Raw genomic sequence first — 15822 nt, 5'->3', positions numbered from 1 at the left:
CCCGACCTAGCACGCGGAAGGCGCGGTCGACACCCATCCTGTCGGAAAACGCCGTCGCACGGGGCCTCGGCTATCGTGAGTGGTCAGGTGCCGACCGGGTACCGCTGCACGTCACACGGAGTCCCCATCACATGACACCGCGCATCCTCGTCGTCGACGACGACCAGGCCCTCGCCGAGATGATCGGCATCGTCCTCCGCTCCGAGGGCTACGAACCCGAGTTCAGCGCCGACGGCAACGACGCCATCGACGCGTTCCACGGGACGAAGCCCGACCTGGTGCTGCTCGACGTGATGCTCCCGGGCATCGACGGCATCGAGGTCTGCAAGCGCATCCGCGCCGAGAGCGGCACGCCGATCATCATGCTCACCGCCAAGGGCGACACGTCCGACGTCGTCGCCGGGCTCGAGAACGGCGCCGACGACTACGTCGTGAAGCCCTTCAACCCGAAGGAGCTCGTCGCCCGCATCCGCACCCGGCTCCGCCCGACGGCCGCCGATGCGACGGTGCTGCACGTCGGCGACCTCACCGTCGACGTCGCCGGGCACGAGGTCCGTCGCGGCGACGCCGTCATCGCGCTGACCCCGCTCGAGTTCGACCTCCTGCGGGCGCTGTCCGAGAAGCCGAACCAGGTGTTCACCCGCGAGATGCTGCTCGAACAGGTCTGGGGCTACCACTACAAGGCGGACACCCGCCTGGTGAACGTCCACGTGCAGCGCCTCCGCGCGAAGATCGAGCACGACCCCGACAACCCGAAGATCGTCACCACGGTGCGCGGCGTCGGGTACCGGGCCGGAGGAGCCTGAGCACCGTGCCGTCCGCAGCGTCGACCGGCGGCGTCGCCGTGCAGGGCAGGCTCGCCCGCGCCGGCCGTCGCCTTCGACGGTGGGTCCGGCGCGGCTGGCGCGCCGCGGCGTACCTGTGGCGTCGTTCCCTGATGTTCCGGTCGGTCGCGATCACGGTGATGACCACCGGCCTCGCGGTCGCGATCATCGGCACGGCCGTCATGATCAGCATCTCGAACAACGTCTACTCGCAGCGCCGCGACCAGATCGAGTCCGAGTCGGCGCGCGCGACGATCGTCGCGCAGGGCATCTTCGACGCGGCCACCGCGGGCGAGGACAACAACCAGAGCGAGCTCGAGACCCTGCAGAGCGAGGCGCAGCAGGCGATCCTGTCGAACACCACGAGCCCCGGCGGCACGAGCATCGCCATCGAGCGGAGTCCCGACCAGCCCGGGCCGCAGACGGTGCAGAACGTCGCGAGCCAGGGCTTCCCGGACGCCGTGATCACCGACGCCCTCCGCAAGCAGGTCGGCAAGAACACCGGCACGCTCAGCCTGCAGCCCGTGCGCCTCGACGACGACGGTCGCCACCAGCCCGGCCTCGCCGTCGGGTCGACCCTGCAGATCCCGAGTGCCGGTCAGTACGAGCTGTACCTCGTCTACGACCTGTCGGACGCCCAGCAGACCCTCGACTTCGTCTCGCAGACGCTCTCGATCGGCGGTGTCGCGCTCATGGTGCTCATCGCTCTCGTGACCTCGCTCGTCGTCCGTCTCGTGGTCGTGCCGATCCGGGGCGCGGCCGAGACGAGCCGGAAGATCGCCGCCGGCCGGCTCGACGAACGCATCCCCGTGCGGGGCAACGACGACATCGCCACCCTCGCCCGCAGCTTCAACGGCATGGCCGACGCGGTGAGCCGGCAGATCACCCAGCTCGCCGAGCTCTCCCGCGTGCAGCAGCGGTTCGTCTCCGACGTCTCCCACGAGCTCCGGACCCCGCTCACGACCATCCGGCTCGCCGGCGACATGCTGTTCGACTCCCGTCACGCCTTCGAGCCGTCGGTCGGTCGGTCCGCCGAGCTCCTGCACGCCCAGGTGGAGCGGTTCGAGCTCCTGCTCGCCGACCTCCTCGAGATCTCGCGGTTCGACGCGCAGGCGGTGCACCTCGATCCCGAGCCCGTCATCCCCGCGGCCCTGGCGACCGACATCGTCGACGAGTTCCGGCCGCTCGCCGAACGCGCCGGCATCGACCTGCAGCTCGCCACACCCGGCGGGCACACCACCGTGCAGCTCGACGCGAAGCGCATCCGCCGCGTGCTCCGCAACCTCGTCGGCAACGCGATCGAGCACGGCGACGCGAAGCCCGTGCAGGTCGTCGTCGACAGCGACGCCCGCTCGGTCGCGATCGCCGTGCGCGACCAGGGCGTCGGCATGCCGCCGGAGGACGCCGCCCGCGTGTTCGACCGGTTCTGGCGCGCCGACCCGAGCCGCAAGCGGACCATCGGCGGGACCGGCCTCGGACTCGCGATCTCGCTCGGCGACGCGAACCTGCACGGCGGCCGCATCGACGTGTGGTCCCGCCCCGGCGAGGGCTCCACCTTCGTGCTCACGCTGCCGCGCAACGACCGCGTCACCGTGACGACCTCGGCGATCCCGCTGCCGGACCTCGACGAGTCGTACGACGGCCCCCGCGCCGTCAGGGAGGACGACTGATGCGCACCCGCTTCCGCACCCTGGTCGCCACGGCGCTCGCCGCGCTAACGATCGTCGCCGTGTCCGCCTGCGCCGCGATCCCCACCGACGGCGCGGTGCGCTCCGGCGGCGTGATCAAGGACCAGTCGGTGTCCGGCGTCGACTACCGGCCCGGCAAGCCCGTGCCCGGCGCCGACCAGACGACGATCCTCCGCGGCTTCATCGCGGCCGGCACCGGTGCGGCGGACGACTACGCCGTGGCCCGGGAGTTCCTCGCCTCGAACTTCTCGACGAAGTGGAACCCCCGGCGCTCGGTGACGATCCAGCCCGGCAACCCGGCGATCGAGCGGGTCGGCGAACGCGAGCTGACCTACACCCTCACCGCCAGCGCCTCCGTGGACGCCGACGGTGAGTACACGCAGGCGGTCCGACCGACCTCGTCCACGCTGACGTTCCAGTTCACCCGCGAGGACGGCGAGTGGCGCATCGCCTACGCCCCCGACGGCATCATCCTGTCGCCGGTGAACTTCGAGTCGGTGTTCCAGCAGCACGCGCTCTACTTCTACGACCCGACGTACAAGTTCCTCGTCCCCGACGAGCGCTGGTTCCTCGCCAGGTCGTCGACGAGCACCCGCATCGCGAGCGCGCTGCTCGCCGGACCCGCGAGCTGGCTCAAGGGGGCCGTGGTCACCGCCTTCCCCGAGGGAACGCAGCTCTCCCTGAACGCGGTCACGATCCAGAGCGGGACCGCCCTCGTCGACCTGTCCAGCGACGCCCTGCGCGCCAGCAGTCAGGACCGGATCCGGATGCGCGAGCAGCTGAGCAAGTCGCTCGCCTCGGTCGCCACGGTGTCCTCCGTCGACATCACGGCCGAGGGCACGACCTTCGCCGTCCCCGACGGCAGCGGGTCCGACGCGCAGCAGAACCCCGACGTCGATGCCCGCCCGCTCGTCGACCAGGACGGCACCGTGGGCTACTCGGCCCTCGGTGGCGGGAAGATCGCACCGCTCGGCAACGGCATGGGCGCGGAGATCGGCGACCTCGGGCCGTCCTCGTTCGCGTTGTCCGCGTCCGGGACCGCTGCGGTGGTCGGGAACGGCGACGGCGTGACGGTCGTGCGCGGACGCTCCCACCTGCGCATCGACGCGACCGACGGCCTGGTCCCGCCGTCGATCGACGACCTCGGCTTCGTCTGGGTCGCGTCCGAGAAGAACACCCGCCGGGTGACGGCCTACGGCCTCGGCGGCGATCCGCACGCGGTGAACACGACGCTCCCGGCCGGCGACCTCGTGTCGTTCCAGGTCTCGCGCGACTCGACCAGGGCCCTCGCGCTCATCCAGACGAACGACGGACCGAGCCTGTACGTGATGGCCATCGTCCGCGGCGCCGACCGCACACCGACCGCGCTCGGCTCCCCGGTGCGCGTGCAGGCCGCCACGGGCAACGCCGTCGGGGCCGCGTGGATCAGCGACTCCGACGTCGCCTCGGTCGGGCAGACGTCCTCCGGCCCGGACGTCGTCCGCTCCACGATCGGTGGGCAGTCGAGCACCCTGCCGAAGCCCGACGGCCGGGCGACCGAGATCGTCGGCGGGAGCGGCGGTTCGATGCTCCTGCGGATGTCCGACGGGTCGGTCCTGCAGTCGACCGGCGGTGGCTGGGTCACGACGGGGATCAGCGCGGACGTGCTCGGCGTCCAGCGCTGACGTCACTCCTCCACAGGGCGGCGGTCCATGAGGCGCGTCCCCAGGCCCACGGATCGGCGCGCGCCCGCCGGCGGGTGGCGGTCAGGATCGTCGGCATGACGACACGGGACAGCCTGCGGCCGTGGCTCGACGCGGCCGTCGCGGTGCTCGGGCTCTTCCTGCCGGTGGACTGCGTCGGGTGCGGCCGGCCCGACCGGGCACTCTGTGCCGCGTGCCGACACGCGCTCGACGCGATGCCCCGTCGGGTGCGTCTCGTCGCCGGGGTCCGGTTGGACGCGGCGTTCGAGTACACGGGACTCGTGCGGACGATGCTCCTCGAGCTCAAGCTGCGCGGGCGCGTGGACCTCGCTCGGCCCCTCGGCGCCCGGTTCGGTGGGCTCGTGCGGGCGGCGCTCGCCGACGCCGGTCCCGGGGCCGTGCTGCTGCGGGTGCCGCCCTCGCGGCAGGGTGCTCGGCGGCGGGGGTTCGACCCCGTCGTGCTGCTGGCGGCGCGCGGGGGAGTGCGGCGGTCGCGGGCGATGTCGAGGTTGCGGACAGGAGGGCTGGCGCGGCGCCGCGCCGGCGCCGGCGTCGGTGCAGGTGTCGCCGTCGGTGCTGGTGCTGGTGCTGGTGCAGGCGCCGGCGTCGGCATCGGTGCGGACGCAGTGCACGGCGGGCAGAAGGAACGCAGCGCGGTGGAACGGGTGGCCGCGACGGTCGGCACCCTCTCGGTCACCGGCGTCACCGGTCGAGCCGTCGTCGTGGTGGACGACGTCGTGACCACCGGCGTCACGATGGCCGAGGCCGTCCGCGCCGTGCGTGCCGCCGGTGGTCGGGTCGTGCGGTGCGTCGCCGTCGCGAGCGTCGACGACTGAGGAGCGCCCGCCCGGAGCCCTCGGCGCATCGGTGAACGCTCGGTGGCCACTGTGTGTCCGGTGGGTGTCCTGGCGACTCACCGACATCGCGTGACGCCGGAGCGCCACCGGGTCTAGCCTCGCGGCAAGGCGTTCAGGATCGCCGGATGGAGGCGACGCGCTGAGTCTGGATGGGAGCCGCCACATGGACGTGACGATCACGGGCCGGAACATCGGGGTCACCGACCGATTCCGCACCTACGTCGAACAGAAGTCCGAGAAGATCGACGTGCTCGCCGACCGCGCCCTCGCCTTCGAGGTGCGCATCAGCCGCCACAACGAGAAATCGGGCGGTTCCCAGGGCGAGGACCGCGTCGAGCTGACATTGATCGGCCCCGGCCCCCTCGTGCGGGCGGAGTCCGCCGCGTCGGACAAGTACGCCGCCTTCGATCTGGCCTTCGCCCGGATCATGGAACGACTCCGCCGAGCACGCGACCGCCGCAAGGTGCACCGCGGCCGCCACCGTCCGACCTCCGTGTCCGAGGCGTCCGGCACCGCGTTCGAGCGCATGGGTGTCGTCCCGGCCGACGGCAAGCTCATCGAGGACGTCGCGACGGGTGCCGTCCCGGTGGTCGACGCGAACGCCGAGGATGACGAGAACGAGGTCTACAGCCCCGTCGTGATCCGGCACAAGGTCTTCGAAGCCGGTCCCATGACGGTCGACGACGCCCTGTACTTCATGGAGCTCGTCGGGCACGACTTCTACCTGTTCGTCGACGCGGAGACGCACCGGCCGAGCGTGGTCTACCGCCGCAAGGGCTGGGACTACGGCGTGATCGGCATCGACGACCCGTCCGCCGAGCACGCTCCGGCAGCGGCGCCGGAGTCCGAGCCGGCGGTCGCGATCGCCTGACGATCGCTCAGTACGGCAGACCGAACCCGGGTGTGCGCGGACCGTTCGCGGGCCGCGCACACCCGCGCTGTTCACAGCGGCCGGAGTCGACGGGTTGCTAGCATGACTGGCTGTTCGCATCGCGCAGGTCGCGCGTGACGATCTCGTAAGGAGCTCACGTGGCAAACGTGCTGGAGAAGGTCCTCCGCATCGGCGAAGGACGCACCCTCCGACGGCTGAAGGCGTACGCCTCGGCCATCAACGACCTCGAGGACGACTTCGCGAGCCTCACCGACGAGGAACTCCAGGACGAGACCAAGGAGCTCCGCGAGCGCTACGCGAACGGCGAGACCCTCGACGACCTGCTGCCCGAGGCGTTCGCCGCCGTGCGGGAAGCAGCGAAGCGCACCCTCGGCATGCGGCACTTCGACGTGCAGCTCATGGGCGGTGCCGCGCTGCACCTCGGCAACATCGCCGAGATGAAGACCGGTGAAGGCAAGACCCTCGTCGCCACGACGGCCGCGTACCTCAACGCCATCCCGTCGCGCGGCGTGCACGTCATCACCGTCAACGACTTCCTCGCGTCGTACCAGTCCGAGCTCATGGGCCGCGTGTTCCGGGCGCTCGGCATGACGACCGGCTGCATCATCGCGAACCAGTCCCCGGCCGAGCGTCGCGAGCAGTACGCCGCCGACATCACCTACGGCACGAACAACGAGTTCGGCTTCGACTACCTCCGCGACAACATGGCGTGGCAGGCATCCGACATGGTCCAGCGCGGCCACTTCTTCGCGATCGTGGACGAGGTCGACTCGATCCTCATCGACGAGGCCCGCACGCCGCTCATCATCTCCGGTCCCTCCTCAGGCGAGGCGAACCGCTGGTTCACCGAGTTCGCGTCGATCGCGACCCGCCTCACCCCGGGCGAGGACTACGAGGTCGACGAGAAGAAGCGCACCGTCGGCGTACTCGAGCCCGGCATCGAGAAGGTCGAGGACTACCTCGGCATCGACAACCTGTACGAGTCGGCGAACACCCCGCTCATCTCGTTCCTGAACAACTCGATCAAGGCCGTCGCCCTCTTCAAGCGTGACAAGGACTACGTCGTGATGAACGGCGAGGTGCTCATCGTCGACGAGCACACCGGCCGCATCCTGATGGGCCGCCGCTACAACGAGGGCATCCACCAGGCGATCGAGGCGAAGGAGAAGGTCGAGGTCAAGGCCGAGAACCAGACCCTCGCCACGGTCACGCTGCAGAACTACTTCCGCCTCTACCAGAAGCTGTCCGGCATGACCGGTACGGCCGAGACCGAAGCGGCCGAGTTCATGTCGACGTACAAGCTCGGCGTGGTCCCCATCCCGACGAACAAGCCGATGCAGCGCATCGACCAGACCGACCTCGTCTACAAGAACGAGAAGGCGAAGTTCGAGCAGGTCGCCGAGGACATCGCCGAGCGCCACGAGAAGGGCCAGCCGGTCCTCGTCGGCACCACGAGCGTCGAGAAGTCCGAGTACCTGTCGAAGCTCCTCGCGAAGAAGGGCGTCAAGCACGAGGTCCTCAACGCGAAGAACCACGCGCGTGAGGCCGCGATCGTCGCCCAGGCCGGTCGACTCGGCGCCGTGACGGTCGCGACGAACATGGCCGGTCGCGGTACCGACATCATGCTCGGCGGCAACTCGGAGTTCCTCGCCGTGCAGGAGATGCACGCCAAGGGGCTGTCCCCGACGGAGACGCCGGAAGAGTACGAGGCCGCGTGGGACGACGTGTTCGACCGCGTCAAGGCCGAGATCAAGGACGAGGCCGACAAGGTGCGCGAGGTCGGCGGCCTCTACGTCCTCGGCACCGAGCGCCACGAGTCCCGTCGCATCGACAACCAGCTGCGCGGTCGATCCGGCCGTCAGGGCGACCCCGGCGAGAGCCGGTTCTACCTGTCGCTCACCGACGACCTCATGCGCTTGTTCAACTCCGGTGCCGCCGAGAGCCTGATGGGCCGCTCGAACGTCCCGGACGACCTCGCGATCGAGAACAAGCTCGTCGGCCGTGCGATCCGGTCGGCCCAAGCGCAGGTCGAGGGCCGCAACGCCGAGATCCGCAAGAACGTCCTGAAGTACGACGACGTCCTCAACCGCCAGCGCGAAGCGATCTACAGCGACCGCCGCCACATCCTCGAGGGCGACGACATCCACGACCGTGCGCAGTCGTTCCTCAAGAGCGTCGTGGACGACGTGATCGACTCCCACACCGCCGAGGGCAACGCGGACGACTGGGACCTCGACGCCATGTGGACCGAGCTCGGGACCCTGTACCCGATCTCGATCTCCATCGACGAGGTCATCACCGAGGCCGGCTCGAAGGGCAAGGCCTCGCGCGAGTTCCTCGGCCGCGAGATCCTCTCCGACGCCAAGCTCGCCTACCAGCAGCGCGAGGAACTCCTCGGCGACGAGGCCATGCGTGAGCTCGAGCGCCGCGTCGTCCTCTCGGTGATCGACCGCCGCTGGCGCGACCACCTCTACGAGATGGACTACCTCAAGGACGGCATCGGCCTCCGTGCGATGGCACAGCGCGACCCGCTGGTCGAGTACCAGCGCGAGGGCTACGCGCTCTTCCAGAGCATGATGGGCCAGATCCGCGAAGAGTCGGTCGGCTACCTCTTCAACCTCGAGGTGCAGGTCCAGTCCGACGGCGAGAACGCCGTCATCGAGGCCAAGGGCCTCGGTGAGGACGAGGTCTCCGGTCTCGAGTACTCCGCTCCGTCGATCGACGGCGAGGTCGAGGTCCGCGACGAGCGCGGTCGCCTCGAGCAGGCCGCGACCGCGCGGGCGCAGAAGGCGCAGGCCGAGGCCGAGGCGGCCGCCGGGCCGGAGCAGGGCTCCGCGTTCGGCAACGCCGCGACCGCGTCCGGCCAGGCTGCCGCGGGCAACCGCGCCGAGCGTCGTCAGGCCGCCAAGAAGGGCTGACGCGACCACGTCCGGACAGGAGGTGCGGTGCCGGCTGGCACCGCGCCTCCCGTCCGTTCCCCGTCACGTCTCGGGCGTCACAGGACCCCGACCGCCGTCGCGCGCCAGCGACCCTGCCGTTCCTCCAGGCGCATCGCGACCGCACGGGCGTGACTGCGCGTGTGCACGACGACCGTCGCCTCGGCGACCCCGTCGGCGGGGCGGCACACGATCACGCTGCCGACCCGGAGCAGCGCTCGTCCGCGCGACCGGCTGCCGAGCTGCCGGGCCCGCGCCGCCACCGCCGCCCGCTGTTGCAGGTGCCGGTGCACCTCGTCGGTGATCCACCGGGCGATGCTGTCGACCTCGCGTGACCCCGTCAGGATCTCGGCGACGCAGAGGCCGAGCGCGCGAGCGGTGTCCTCGACGTCGGTCGGTGGCGGTACCGCGCTGAGTCGCGGGACGTCCCCCATCGGCTCTGCGTCATCGATCCGGCGTGCTTCCTCGGCCACCCCTGCCCCTTTCGTCGGGGCTGAGCGTAGAGCGAGTACAACATGAGAAATATGACTGCCCTCCAGCCTGTGGAGAGAGCGGAGTTGTCCACAGTGGTGCGCACCTAGACTGGGCGGGTGTCGACCCTCAGTGACCTCGTCCTCGCGCAAGGCCGTTCCTCCGAAGCCGACGTGGAGTGGCTCCACCTGCTCGTCGGGGACTGGCAGCTGCTCGCCGACCTGTCCTTCGCGGACATGGTCCTCTGGGTCCCGACCGCCGAGGACGGCTCGTTCGTGGCGGTGGCGCACGCTCGCCCGAGTTCCGCGGCGACGCTCTTCTACCGCGACATCGTCGGGCAGGAGATCCGCGAGGAGTGGCGCGAACAGGTCACCGAGAGCTTCGTCGGCGCGAAGGTCGTCGACTCCGCCGAGCCGGACTGGTACGAGGACACCCCGACGCGCGTCCGGGCGATCCCGGTGCTCCGGCGGCTGAGCGCGAACAGCGCTGAGACGACCGAGCGCCCGATCGCGGTCGTGACGCGGCACTCGAACCAGGACGAGATGCGCACCCCGAGCCGCCAGGAGCTCAACTTCACCGCGAGCGCGAACGACCTGTTCGGCATGATCGCCACGGGTGACTTCCCCGACATCGGTGCGCCGGCCGGACCCCGACGCGGTGCACCGCGCGCCAGCGACGGCCTGCTCCGCCTCGACACGAACGGGATCGTCACGTTCGCCAGCCCGAACGGCCTCAGCGCCTTCAACCGGATGGGCTTCGAGGGCGAGCTCGAGCGGAAGTCCCTCGCCGAGGTCACGACCGAGCTCATCGGTGCGCAGCTCGACGTCGACGAGTCGCTGCCCCTGGTCGTCACCGGCCGTGCCCCGTGGCGTGCCGACGTCGAGTCGAAGGGCGTCACGGTCTCGCTGCGGTCGATCCCGCTGCGCGACCACGGCGAGCGGATCGGTGCGATCGTCCTCTGCCGCGACGTCACCGAGCTGCGGCACCAGGAGCGCGAGCTCATCACCAAGGACGCGACGATCCGCGAGATCCACCACCGCGTGAAGAACAACCTGCAGACCGTGGCCTCGCTCCTGCGCATCCAGGCGCGCCGCACCCACTCGGACGAGGCCCGGACGTCGCTGCAGAACGCGATGCGCCGCGTGGCCGCGATCGCCGTTGTGCACGACACCCTGTCGACCGGCCTCAGCCAGAACGTCGACTTCGACGAGGTCTTCGACTCCGTGCTGAAGCTCGTGACCGAGGTCGCGGCGTCGCACAACACGACCGTCCGCCCGAAGAAGACCGGGGAGTTCGGGGTGCTGCCTTCCGAGGCGGCGACCCCGCTCGCGCTCGGGCTCACCGAGCTCGTCACGAACGCCGTCGAGCACGGGCTGGACGGCCGCGACGGCGAGGTCGAGATCGTGGCGGAGCGCTTCGACGACCACCTCGACATCCAGGTCCGCGACAACGGGCGGGGCCTGCCCGAGGGCAAGGTCGGGTCGGGCCTCGGGACGCAGATCGTCCGCACGCTGATCCAGGGCGAGCTCGGCGGCACCATCGACTGGCACACCCTGACCGGCAGCGGCACCGAGGTCACCATCACGATCCCGTTCCGCTGGCTGACGGCGACGCCGGGCGCCGCGTAGCGCGCTCCGCGCCCGCGCCGCGCGCTGCCTGGATGCGTGGTGCGCGCCCGCCAGGGCCGCGTCGAACTACGTTCCCGACGTCGAACCGCCGTCCGGCCCTGGTTCGACGTCGGTCCCGTGGTTCGTCGCGCGGCCGCACAACGAAAGCACGTCCGAACCGCGCGGTGCCGCGGCGTCGCGTGCTTTCCGTGGTGCGGAGGCACGTGCAGCGGCCTGGAGTCGCGGCGTGCGCCCGCCAGGCCCGCGTCGAACCACGTTCCCGACGTCGAACCGCCGTCCGGCCCTGGTTCGACGTCGGTTCCGTGGTTCGTCGCGCGGCGCGTCGGGCGGCCGCACAACGGAAGTGCGTCCGAACCGCGCGATGGTGCGGCGTCGCGTGCTTTCCGTTGTGCGCAGGCATGTGCAATCGCCTGCAGCCGCGCCCCGCGCACGACGACGCCCGCCGGCCCCGTGGGGGCGGCGGGCGTCAGGCGCGCAGCAGGCGCCGGGTCAGGAAGCGCGGCGAGCGCGGGCGGCGCGGCGCTTCAGCGCGCGGCGCTCGTCCTCGCTCAGGCCACCCCAGACACCGGAGTCCTGGTTGTTCTCGAGGGCGTACTGCAGGCACATCTCGGTGACCGTGCAGCGAGCGCAGACCGACTTGGCCTTCTCGATCTGATCGACGGCCGGTCCGGTGTTCCCGACGGGGAAGAAGAGCTCGGGGTCCGCGGTGAGGCAGGCTGCCTGGTCACGCCAGTCCATGTGTGGTGCTCCTTGAAATCGATGCTCGAACGGCAGGCCGGGGCCGTGGTTCGGGGATCGGAACGCTGAGCATGCGCGAGGCACGAGGGGACACCCGTGGGGGAGGAGTCCGCTGGAAGCGAGTCTGACGCCCGCAGAACGCTCGGGGGAGGAGCGTCGAACCACGGGAGACGCACACCACATCGTGCCGTCCAAACGACCTCGAATATCGTTCCATACTGGTAGGGCCAAATCAAGGGTTCCGACGCTGGAGGAATGCTGTGCCCGACACCACCCCGACCGAGCCCGACCACGTCGAGCGGCGGTCGCCTGCCCTCCTGGCGCTCCTCGTCGTTGTCGGACTCGAGTTCGTCGCCCTCGTCGTCGTGACGATCGTCCTCATCGTCGAACTCATCGTCGCGCCGGCCACGAGCATCGCGTCCGGGATCGCGCTGACGGTCCTCGCGGCCATCGCGGCGCTCTGGCTCGGCTCCCTGTGCATCGGCCTCCGCAACCGTCGTCCGTGGGTGCGGTCCGGGATCATCGTCTGGCAGGTCCTGCAGGGTGCGCTCGCGATCGGGGCGTTCCAGGGCGTGTTCCGCGTGCCCGCCGTCGGCTGGTTCCTGCTCATCCCCGCGCTGCTGGGCATCACGCTGGTGCTGTCGCGACCGGTGACGGACGCGCTCGCCCGTCCGGTCGAGTAGACGGTCCCGATCCACGGACGGGAGGCGCGGTGCCAGCTGGCACCGCGCCTCCCGTCCGTCGATCAGTCGGCTCTCAGACCAGGCCGAGCTTCTTCCGCAGGCTCGCCACGTGCCCCGTCGCCTTGACGTTGTAGAGCGGCAGCTGCACGGTGCCGTCCTCGTCGACCACGATCGTGGAGCGGATCGTGCCGGTGACGATCTTCCCGTAGTTCTTCTTCTCACCCCAGGCGCCGTACGCCTTGTGCACGGCGAGGTCCGGGTCGCTCAGCAGCGGGAAGGTCAGGGCCTGCTCGTGCTGGAAGGTCTTGAGCGCCGGCAGGTCGTCCTTCGAGACGCCGAGCACCTCGTACCCGGCGGCCTGCAGCGAGGACATGTTGTCGCGGAAGTCGCACGCCTCGGTGGTGCACCCCGGCGTCGACGCTGCCGGGTAGAAGTACACGATGACCTTCTTCCCACGCAGGGCCGAGAGGGAGTGCTCGGTGCCGTCCTGGTCCGGCAGGGTGAAGTCGGGGGCGGTGTCGCCGGCGGCGAGGCGGTCGGTCATGGGGCTCCTGTTCGTGGTCCGTGCCCCGAGTGGTCAAGAGCACGCGAAACCCATGCTATTGTTGTTTCCCGTTGCAGCACGGAAGCGCAACATGCACCTCTAGCTCAATTGGCAGAGCAACTGACTCTTAATCAGTGGGTTCTCGGTTCAAGTCCGAGGGGGTGCACCAGCAAGGCCCCGACTCATCGAGTCGGGGCCTTCGTCGTTCCCGGCGCGCGGTGCCGCACGGTGAGACACGCCCGGAGTGCGATTCGGCCGCGACTCCGCGTGCGGATCAGTCGGCGGGGACGTCGACCACGCGCTCCTCGCCGATCACGGGGTCGAGCGCGCCCGCCGAGGTCGCGGCGAGGTCGGCACGCAGCGGTTCGATGCCGTCGCCCGGCACCCAGAGCTCGAACGTCGCGGCAGCGCCGTACGCGGGGTCGCCGAGCGTGGCTCCGTGGTGCCGGACCCAGTCGCGCAGCACGTTGTCGATCCGGCCGGCGTCGGCGTGCGGGACGTCCACCGTCACCCGGGTCAGTGCGCGCCGGTGCACGAGCGTCGCGCGGTCGAGTGCCTCGGACACCGAGGTCGAGTAGGCACGGACGAGGCCGCCGGCACCGAGCTTCACGCCCCCGAAGTACCGCGTGACGACTGCGACGACGTCGGTCAGCCCGCGACGCCGGAGCACCTCGAGCATCGGGACGCCGGCGGTCCCGGAGGGTTCACCGTCGTCGCTCGACCGCGCCTGGTCCCCGAGCACGCCGGTGACCATCGCGGTGCAGTTGTGCCGGGCGTCCCATCGGCGGCGGCGGACCTCGGCGATCACCCGGTCCGCGTCCGCGACCCCGGACACCGGCGCCACGGTCGTGATGAAGCGCGACTTCGTGATGACGATCTCGTGCTCGACCGGGGCGGCGACCGTGGACGGGTACGGGGTGCTCACACCGTCGAGGCTAGCGAGGTCCTCGTCGGCGGCTCGCGATACCATGTCCTGCACGACGTGCGGCTGGGGAGGAGTCCGATCGACATGGCGACAGCAGATCCGAGGGGTGGCGTGCTCGACGCCGCGGAACTCGCGCGCCGGCTGAACCTCCTCCTCGACTTCGAGGAAGCGCAGCGCGGCGCCCCCGTCCCGTTCGCGGCGATCGAGGAGTACGTGGCGGCCCAGGGCGGCTCGCTGTCCCGGGCGAAGTGGACGTACATGCTCTCCGGCGACGGCCGTCGCAACCGTGACACCGGGCTGCTCCGCCTGCTCGCGGGCTTCTTCGAGGTCGACGAGCGCTTCCTGCTCGAGGACAGCGACGTCCCGGAGCGCATCGGCGCCCAGCTCGCCCTCGTCCGCTCCCTCCGATCGGCACGTGTCAGCGGGTTCGCCGCCCGGACCTTCCCCGGTGAGCTCTCGCCCGAGGCGCTCCGTCGCATCGCCGAGGTGCTCGAGGAGGAGTCCGCCCGGGGGAGCGTCGCATGAGCGCGCCGACCGACCTCGTCGAGGCGTTCTGGGCGCGTGGTGCGGCCGAGGGGTGGTCCGACGTCGACCAGGCCGTCGCCGCCGCGGCCGAGGTGGTCGGCAAGCCGATCGTCGTCCGTGAAGAGGCGTTCCTCACCGCCGAGCCCGTGTGCGGCTTCGTGGCGACGCTCGAGCGGCAGCACCTGGTGATGATCTCCCCGACGGCCTCGCGGACGTTCCGGTCGTTCGTCATCGGCCACGAACTCGGCCACATCCTGCACCGCCACCAGGACCACGCACCGCAGGCGGCCTACATCCGCGACGTCATCCCGGACCTGCCGGAGTACAAGGTCGAGCGGGCACTCGCCCGCGGGCTGTTCTCGAACGAGTACGAGCACGAGGCCGAGGTCTTCGCCGACCGGCTCGCCGGGCTCATCCGCGGCCACCGCGACCGTCCGAGCGCGTTCCGCGGGGTGTTCGGGTGATCGTCTCCCTCGTCCAGGCGCTGCTCCTGATCGCGGGCACGGTCACGCTGTTCGTCCTGCAGCGCGGGCAGGACCGCACGCTCGCGGTCACCTTCCTGCTGTTCGCCGCGACGATCGTCACGAACGTCGACCCGCTGTACCGGTGGCTCGATCCGCTGTTCGGCGGGTTCAACGTGGTCACGGTCGTCAGCGACTGCCTGATGGTCGCGGGGACGAGCACCCTGCTCTGGGGTGTGGCGAAGGCCGTCGGTGCTGCACGGCCGTGGCTCCGGAACGCGATCGTCGTGACGTGCGCGGTCGTCGTCGTGGTGGTCATCGTGGCGTTCACCGTCCTCGACAAGCCCGCGACGACGACGACCTTCATGCTCGACGCCGGATCGCACCCGGCGGCGACGGTCTACTCGATCGCGCAGACGGTCTACCTCGGGGTGGCGCTCGGCGCGACCGGACTCATCTGCGTCCTGCACCTGCGCGAGGCACGGACCGCCACCGACCTCGTCGGCCTGTGGGTCCTCGTGCTCGGTGGGGTCCTCGGTGTCGTGCGGATGGTCGTCGTCGTGGTGATGGACCTCGCGCACGTCCTGGGCGACCTCGGCCTCACCCGGGCCCTCGCGCTGCCCTACGACGTCACGACCCCGGGTGCGGTGATCTGCGTGTCGTCCGGGATGCTCCTGCTCGTCATCGGCCACCAGGTCTCCCGTCGTCGGCGCTCCCGTCGGGTGGAGACCGCCCTGCGCGCCCTCACGCCGTTGCACGCGCGGATCGGCACCGACAACGCCTACCCCGACTCCGGCGACCCGGCGACGCGGCTCAGTCGGCTCATCGTCGAGATCAACGACGGCGCCCGTCGGGCCCGGCAGCCGCTGAGCGAGTCGGAACAGCTGGCCCTGGCCGACGCCGAAGCGGCCCTCGACGCGGCGTAGCGCCAGTCGTTACCAGAACGGGACATCGATCCCACTGGATGG

General features: G+C 70.7%; 15 protein-coding genes and 1 tRNA gene. 12 read left to right on the top strand and 4 right to left on the bottom strand.

Annotated elements, in window-relative coordinates; translation table 11 throughout:
• The first annotated feature begins 131 nt into the window (after positions 1-131).
• From mtrA to secA, 6 genes are all read left to right on the top strand, one after another.
• Positions 132-806 carry an MtrAB system response regulator MtrA gene (gene mtrA, locus QE359_RS15910; RefSeq protein ID WP_070418502.1) on the top strand — a complete coding sequence of 225 codons (675 nt, stop codon included), beginning with the start codon at positions 132-134 and terminating at the stop codon, positions 804-806.
• Between the two features lie 5 nt (positions 807-811).
• Positions 812-2494: an MtrAB system histidine kinase MtrB gene (gene mtrB, locus QE359_RS15905; protein ID WP_309779902.1), complete on the top strand. Its 1683-nt coding sequence runs from the start codon at positions 812-814 to the stop codon at positions 2492-2494.
• Positions 2494-4176, top strand: a complete 1683-nt coding sequence (locus tag QE359_RS15900; RefSeq protein ID WP_261646657.1) for an LpqB family beta-propeller domain-containing protein — start codon at positions 2494-2496, stop codon at positions 4174-4176. The genes mtrB and QE359_RS15900 overlap by 1 nt, the downstream gene beginning before the upstream one ends.
• Positions 4177-4271: 95 nt before the next feature.
• Positions 4272-5030 carry a phosphoribosyltransferase family protein gene (locus tag QE359_RS15895; RefSeq protein ID WP_309779901.1) on the top strand — a complete coding sequence of 253 codons (759 nt, stop codon included), beginning with the start codon at positions 4272-4274 and terminating at the stop codon, positions 5028-5030.
• A 184-nt stretch (positions 5031-5214) separates the two neighbouring features.
• Entirely contained in the window at positions 5215-5922 is a 708-nt protein-coding gene (hpf, locus tag QE359_RS15890; RefSeq protein WP_309779900.1) for a ribosome hibernation-promoting factor, HPF/YfiA family, read from the top strand.
• 158 nt (positions 5923-6080) lie between these two features.
• Positions 6081-8861: a preprotein translocase subunit SecA gene (secA, locus tag QE359_RS15885; protein WP_071294918.1), complete on the top strand. Its 2781-nt coding sequence runs from the start codon at positions 6081-6083 to the stop codon at positions 8859-8861.
• Positions 8862-8938: 77 nt separating this feature from the next.
• On the opposite strand, the gene QE359_RS15880 is transcribed toward secA, so the two are convergent.
• Positions 8939-9352, bottom strand: a complete 414-nt coding sequence (locus QE359_RS15880; protein ID WP_083403212.1) for an Rv3235 family protein — start codon at positions 9350-9352, stop codon at positions 8939-8941.
• Positions 9353-9469: 117 nt separating this feature from the next.
• On the opposite strand from QE359_RS15880, the gene QE359_RS15875 reads away from it, so the two are divergent.
• Positions 9470-10978 carry a sensor histidine kinase gene (locus QE359_RS15875; protein WP_070418508.1) on the top strand — a complete coding sequence of 503 codons (1509 nt, stop codon included), beginning with the start codon at positions 9470-9472 and terminating at the stop codon, positions 10976-10978.
• 489 nt (positions 10979-11467) lie between these two features.
• On the opposite strand, the gene QE359_RS15870 is transcribed toward QE359_RS15875, so the two are convergent.
• The gene (locus QE359_RS15870) at positions 11468-11716 is read right to left on the bottom strand and encodes a WhiB family transcriptional regulator (RefSeq protein ID WP_022904217.1); all 249 of its coding nucleotides are present in this window, start codon (positions 11714-11716) and stop codon (positions 11468-11470) included.
• Positions 11717-11976: 260 nt separating this feature from the next.
• On the opposite strand from QE359_RS15870, the gene QE359_RS15865 reads away from it, so the two are divergent.
• Positions 11977-12399, top strand: a complete 423-nt coding sequence (locus QE359_RS15865; RefSeq protein WP_309779898.1) for a hypothetical protein — start codon at positions 11977-11979, stop codon at positions 12397-12399.
• A gap of 73 nt (positions 12400-12472) precedes the next feature.
• On the opposite strand, the gene bcp is transcribed toward QE359_RS15865, so the two are convergent.
• Positions 12473-12943: a thioredoxin-dependent thiol peroxidase gene (gene bcp / locus QE359_RS15860; protein ID WP_309779897.1), complete on the bottom strand. Its 471-nt coding sequence runs from the start codon at positions 12941-12943 to the stop codon at positions 12473-12475.
• A gap of 93 nt (positions 12944-13036) precedes the next feature.
• On the opposite strand from bcp, the gene QE359_RS15855 reads away from it, so the two are divergent.
• Positions 13037-13112, top strand: a tRNA-Lys gene (locus QE359_RS15855).
• A gap of 105 nt (positions 13113-13217) precedes the next feature.
• Here QE359_RS15855 and QE359_RS15850 read toward each other — a convergent pair.
• Complete coding sequence (locus tag QE359_RS15850) at positions 13218-13868, bottom strand: YigZ family protein (RefSeq protein WP_309779896.1); 651 nt, start codon at positions 13866-13868, stop codon at positions 13218-13220.
• Positions 13869-13952: 84 nt separating this feature from the next.
• On the opposite strand from QE359_RS15850, the gene QE359_RS15845 reads away from it, so the two are divergent.
• From QE359_RS15845 to QE359_RS15835, 3 genes are read left to right on the top strand one after another with little or no spacing between them, the layout of a single operon-like run.
• Complete coding sequence (locus tag QE359_RS15845; protein WP_070419521.1) at positions 13953-14393, top strand: hypothetical protein; 441 nt, start codon at positions 13953-13955, stop codon at positions 14391-14393.
• Positions 14390-14857: an ImmA/IrrE family metallo-endopeptidase gene (locus QE359_RS15840; RefSeq protein WP_309779895.1), complete on the top strand. Its 468-nt coding sequence runs from the start codon at positions 14390-14392 to the stop codon at positions 14855-14857. Before QE359_RS15845 ends, QE359_RS15840 begins: the two co-directional genes overlap by 4 nt.
• Positions 14854-15780, top strand: a complete 927-nt coding sequence (locus tag QE359_RS15835; RefSeq protein WP_309779894.1) for a hypothetical protein — start codon at positions 14854-14856, stop codon at positions 15778-15780. Before QE359_RS15840 ends, QE359_RS15835 begins: the two co-directional genes overlap by 4 nt.
• Positions 15781-15822: the final 42 nt, after the last annotated feature.

The sequence above is a fragment of the Curtobacterium sp. SORGH_AS_0776 genome (assembly GCF_031453355.1).
Taxonomy (GTDB): domain Bacteria; phylum Actinomycetota; class Actinomycetes; order Actinomycetales; family Microbacteriaceae; genus Curtobacterium.
Note: the sequence above shows the minus strand (reverse complement) of the source record. Positions and strands in the feature narration are given on the sequence as shown.